Source organism: Leisingera sp. F5, assembly GCF_001593695.1.
In genome coordinates this window covers 1-3,890 of record NZ_LUKH01000204.1, presented here as the reverse complement: position 1 = coordinate 3,890, position 3,890 = coordinate 1, and the positions used below count along the sequence as shown (strand labels likewise).

Below are 3,890 nucleotides of genomic sequence, written 5' to 3'. Positions count from 1 at the left end.
TTGCTGAACACCACCATGAGCGTGCGGGAGATCGGCCTTGCCTGCGGCTTCCCGAATGGCTTTTCCTCGCTCTACAAAAGCTTCTTCGGCATCACCCCCTTTGCCCTGCGCAAGCGCCGCCGGCTGGGGGAAGACGGGGCTGGAAATATCCTGAAAGCCGGAGAATAGCCGGGGAAGCTTGGCGTTTTTGATGCATTTTGCGCCGCCTATCCATGATAATCAGGCGCAAACACTGACTGTGGAGCGATGACATGAGCGATCTTCCCAACAAGGCCCGCGTGGTCATTATCGGCGGCGGCGTGATCGGCTGCTCGGTGGCCTATCATTTGACCAAACTGGGCTGGAAGGATGTGGTGCTGCTGGAGCGCAAGCAGCTGACCTCGGGCACCACCTGGCACGCCGCGGGCCTGATCGCCCAGTTGCGCGCAACTGCCAACATGACCAAGCTGGCGAAATACAGCCAGGAACTTTATGGCGCGCTGGAAGAAGAAACCGGCGTTGCGACCGGCTTCAAACGCTGCGGCTCGATAACCGTTGCTTTGACCGAAGAACGCAAGGAAGAGATCTTCCGCCAGGCCGCCATGGCGCGCGCCTTTGGTGTCGAGGTTGAGGAAATCTCCCCCGAGGAAGTGAAAACCCGCTACGAGCACCTGAACGTCGGCGACGTGACTGCCGGTGTGTGGCTGCCGAAAGACGGCCAGGGTGATCCCGCCAACATCGCACTGGCCCTGGCCAAAGGCGCCCGCCAGCGCGGCGCGCTGGTCAAGGAACGCATTAAGGTCACCGGCATCTCCAAGGACGGCCGCCGCGTTACCGGCGTCGATTGGGTCAGCGACGACGGCCAATCCCAGGGCCATATCGAGGCCGACATGGTGGTGAACTGCGCCGGCATGTGGGGGCATGAGGTTGGCCGCATGGCAGGCGTCAACGTGCCGCTGCACGCCTGTGAACACTTCTACATCGTGACCGAAGGTATTTCCGGCCTGACCCAGATGCCGGTTCTGCGGGTGCCGGACGAATGCGCCTACTACAAGGAAGACGCTGGCAAGATCCTGCTGGGCGCGTTTGAGCCGAATGCCAAGCCCTGGGCGATGAACGGCATCCCGGACACGTTCGAATTCGACCAGCTGCCCGAGGATTTCGATCACTTCGAGCCGATTCTGGAAGCCGCCTGCAACCGGATGCCGATGCTGGCCGAGGCGGGTATCCATACCTTCTTTAACGGCCCCGAGAGCTTCACCCCGGATGATGCCTACCATCTGGGCCTGGCGCCCGAGATGGACAACTTCTGGGTTGCCGCAGGCTTCAACTCGATCGGTATCCAGTCGGCAGGCGGCGCTGGCATGGCGCTGGCGCAGTGGATGGAAGACGGCCAGAAACCCTTTGATCTGGGCGACGTGGACATCTCCCGGATGCACCCGTTCCAGGGAAACAAGCACTACCTGTTCGAGCGCTCCAAAGAGACCTTGGGCCTCTTGTACGCCGACCACTACCCCTACCGTCAAAAGGCCACCGCCCGCGGCGTGCGCCGCACCCCGTTCCACCATCACTTGCTGGATCAGGGCGCTGTGATGGGCGAAATCGGCGGCTGGGAGCGTGCCAACTGGTTTGCCAACGAAGGCCAGGAGCGCGAATACCAGTACAGCTGGAAGCGCCAGAACTGGTTTGAGAATTCGGCAGCTGAACACAGGGCTGTACGCGAAAACGTCGGCATGTACGACATGTCCTCCTTCGGCAAGATCCGCGTCGAAGGCCCGGATGCCGAAACCTTTCTGAACTACATCTGCGGCGCCAACCTGTCGGTGCCGGCAGGCAAGATCGTCTACACTCAGTTCCTGAACTCCTGCGGTGGGATTGAGGCAGACGTTACTGTCACCCGCCTGACCGAGACCGCCTATCTGGTGGTGACCCCGGCGGTGACCCGTCTGGCCGATCAGACCTGGATGATGCGCCATGTGGGCGAGCACCGCGTGGTGATCACCGATGTCACCGCAGGCGAGGGCGTGCTGGCAGTGATGGGCCCGAACGCCCGCAAGCTGCTGCAAAAAGTCTCGTCCAATGATTTCTCCAACGAGGTGAACCCGTTTGGCACCGCGCAAGAGATCGAACTGGGCATGGGCCTTGCCCGTGTGCACCGGGTGACCTACGTGGGCGAACTGGGTTGGGAAATCTACGTTGGAGCCGACATGGCGGGCCACGCGTTCGAAACGCTTCACGAGGCGGGACAGGACATGGGGCTCAAGCTGTGCGGCATGCACATGATGGACAGCTGCCGGATCGAGAAGGGCTTCCGCCACTTCGGCCACGACATCACCTGCGAGGACAATGTGATCGATGCAGGTCTGGGCTTTGCGGTGAAGACTGACAAGGACGATTTCATCGGCAAAGCCGCGGTGCTGGAGCGTAAGGAAACCGGCCCCAAGAACCGCATGGTTCAGTTCAAACTGACCGACGCCGAGCCGCTGCTGTTCCACAACGAGCCGATCATTCGCGACGGCAAATATGTGGGCTACCTGAGCTCAGGCAACTACGGCCACACCCTAGGCGCTGCCATAGGAATGGGCTATGTGCCGTGCGAAGGCGAAAGCGCGGCGGATGTGCTGGGCTCCACCTATGAGATCGACGTCTGCGGTGTGAAGGTGAAGGCCGAGGCCTCGCTTAAGCCGATGTATGATCCGAAATCGGAGCGGGTGAAGGCCTAAGCACCTCTCCAGTGTTTTCACCTGCCCCGTATTACGCCCCGGTCCAAGCGCCGGGGCGTTTTTCGTAAGTGTCCCCATGGGAACAAGCCTGGGTTCTGCAGCTCTGTCCCCGCGGGGACAGTTCCGGGTTCTGCTGCAACGTTTCCTCGGGTTTCGCGGCCCAGCCGCGCAGCCCCCCTTGACCCCGCCGGGAAACCCTTGGAGAAATCCATAAAAAGCCTTGTACGGCAGGGGTAAACAGGTAGGTTGCTTGTCCCGGCTACTGACACGGGCATGACGAAGAGGATTTGGGACATGAAGATCAGCATCGAACGCGGCACGCTTCTCAAGGCTGTGGCTCAGGCACAGTCGGTGGTAGAGCGCCGCAACACCATTCCGATTCTGGCGAATGTGCTGATCGAAGCCGAAGGCGACAGCGTCCAGTTCCGCGCCACTGACCTGGATATCGAGGTGGTCGACAAGGCCCCCGCCCAGGTCGAGCGCGCCGGGGCAACCACTGTGGCCGCCACCACCCTGCACGAGATTGTCCGCAAGCTTCCTGACGGCGCGCTGGTCACACTGAGCGCAGATGCAGCGACTGGCCGCCTGACGGTTGACGCGGGCCGGTCGAACTTCTCGCTGGCGACACTGCCGCGGGAAGACTTCCCGGTGATGGCGTCGTCGGAGTACCACTCCAACTTCGCCGCCAAGGCCGCGGTGTTGCGACGCCTGTTTGACAAGTCGAAGTTTGCAATCTCCACCGAGGAGACCCGGTATTATCTGAACGGTGTCTATCTTCATGTCTCCAACAGTGCCGAAGGCGGCAAGGTTCTGCGTGCTGTTGCCACCGACGGCCATCGTCTGGCGCGGATTGACTCCGAGCTGCCGCTGGGTGCCGAGGACATGCCGGGCGTGATCGTTCCGCGCAAGACCGTGGGCGAACTGCGCAAACTGCTGGACGATGACGACATGGACATCGCGGTGTCGGTTTCGGAAACCAAGGTGCGCTTTGCCACCCCGAACATCACCCTGACTTCCAAAGTGATCGACGGCACCTTCCCCGACTACACCCGGGTGATCCCTGCCGGCAACACCCGCCGCCTGGAAGTGGATGCCTCCGAGTTCGCGCAGGCCGTGGACCGGGTGGCAACGGTGTCGTCGGAGCGTTCCCGCGCGGTGAAACTGCAGCTGGAAGAGGACCGTTTGATC

General features: G+C 61.7%; 2 protein-coding genes and 1 pseudogene. All 3 read left to right on the top strand.

Annotated features, from left to right (window positions below; all coding sequences use genetic code 11):
• Nucleotides 1–168: pseudogene (locus A2I95_RS27325) on the top strand (AraC family transcriptional regulator); the annotation flags it as partial.
• Nucleotides 169–251: 83 nt separating this feature from the next.
• Nucleotides 252–2,702, top strand: coding sequence for an FAD-dependent oxidoreductase (locus A2I95_RS27320; RefSeq protein ID WP_291734967.1), 2,451 nt, complete (start codon nt 252–254; stop codon nt 2,700–2,702).
• A gap of 294 nt (nt 2,703–2,996) precedes the next feature.
• Nucleotides 2,997–3,890 (top strand): DNA polymerase III subunit beta (gene dnaN, locus A2I95_RS27315; protein WP_291734969.1); only part of this gene is annotated, 894 nt, incomplete at its 3' end.